The 1,573-nt window shown below is 42.4% G+C and carries 2 protein-coding genes; one reads left to right on the top strand and one right to left on the bottom strand.

What is annotated here, in order from left to right; all coding sequences use genetic code 11:
* Positions 1–740 (top strand): sulfite exporter TauE/SafE family protein (locus LNL84_RS19585; RefSeq protein ID WP_279611108.1); only part of this gene is annotated, 740 nt, incomplete at its 5' end.
* A 22-nt stretch (positions 741–762) separates the two neighbouring features.
* Here LNL84_RS19585 and LNL84_RS19580 read toward each other — a convergent pair.
* Positions 763–1,573: IS110 family RNA-guided transposase (locus LNL84_RS19580; RefSeq protein WP_244359540.1), on the bottom strand; the 811-nt coding region annotated here is incomplete at its 5' end.

Genomic DNA, 1,573 nt, shown 5'->3' with positions numbered 1-1,573 from the left:
GGGGCGTTATAGCGCAAGGAGGCTTTGGTATCGAAATTATACTAGGAATCATATCTTTAGTTACTTCGCTCGTTGCTGCTGTCGTAGGCTTCGGTGGTGGCATGTTATTGATTGCTATCTTGCCAATATTCTTAGCACCCAGTGTGATAATTCCTGTTCACGGGCTAGTTCAATTGGCAAGTAATTCATCAAGGATGCTGTTTTCTTTAGAGAAAGTAAGATGGGAGCTATTGCCTCAGTTTCTTGTTGGTTCTATCTTAGGCTCGATTGTGATTGGTTATGGCCTTTCTCATATCCCAATGAATTATGTACCATTGGCTATTGGTCTATATATTTTACTTAACTTGTGGAGTCCGCGCTTTTCTGCGTTGGTCACTCGGTACGAAAGTTTCTATTTGGTCGGTTTTCTTCAAACGGGTTTAGGCTTGGTCGTTGGCGCAACGGGACCACTCGGTTTGAGTGTCTTGACAAAGAAGTTGAGTTGTAAGGATGAAATTATCGCGACCAGTTCACTTTTTATGACCATCAGTCATTTCGCAAAGATACCGGTGTATCTTGTAATCACGGCATCATTGTTTGAAGACATTGGTTTAATAGCTTATATGGTAATTGGTTCAGTGATAGGCTCATATTTAGGGACAAAGCTTCGTTTTAAAGCCAAGAATGAAGTTGTCGTGAAAGTGATAAAGATACTGTTAACGTTGTTTGCAATCCGTATGGTGGTAGGAGTCGCGCTATAACAAACGACTATGGCGTCAATAGCTAAATTTTGGCTATATTTTCATCCCACATGACGCCATCTCGTAACATTGAATTCAGTATTACAACCATCTTGCGAACGCAGGCAATGATAGCCACTTTCTTGGGTTTCCCAGCTTCTAAAAGTCGTGAATAAGTGGTTTTGAAAACAGGGTTACATTGCATGGCTGACATCATCGCCATGTATAAAACGGTTCGTACTTGCGCTCGACCGCCTTGGATTACACGCTTACCTTTGTAGCGTCCACTTTCGCGTGTGATTGGAGCGACACCTATCAGTGACGCCGCTTGTTTATTCGTGATGTAGCCAAGTTCTGGTACGTTGCTAATTATAGATGCCGCGGCAATGTTTCCTATCCCTGGAACGCTCTGCAATATTGTGTTTTTAGTCTGGTATTCAGGGCTATCTTCAATGAGCTTAACGAGCTTTTCTTCTAGCTTGGTGATCTGATTTTTTATCGTGGTTAGCAATGGTTTGATAGTCGGATGGAGAGAAACAGGAAGTATCTGGATTCGGTTCTTTTCCATGGTTTGCATTGATAACAATTGGTTTCGCCTAATGACTAAGTCACTCATTAGGCGTATGTTTTTTGCTTTGATGACGGTAAGAGCTGGTTGGATTGCTTCTCCATAGTGAGCGATTAACTCTGCATCTAGACGATCATTTTTGGCTCTGCGGCCAATAGCGCCAGCGAATCGTTTTATGTGGACAGGGTTTGCTCTAACAATAGGTAGTTGAGCCTCTGCACATGCTAAAACAAAAGGCATTTCTAATCGGCCTGTTGCTTCAATAACGATGCGTTCAGGACTATGA

The sequence above is a fragment of the Vibrio gelatinilyticus genome, from assembly GCF_022836845.1.
GTDB lineage: Bacteria > Pseudomonadota > Gammaproteobacteria > Enterobacterales > Vibrionaceae > Vibrio > Vibrio gelatinilyticus.
This window is presented reverse-complemented; position numbering and strand designations above follow the sequence as displayed.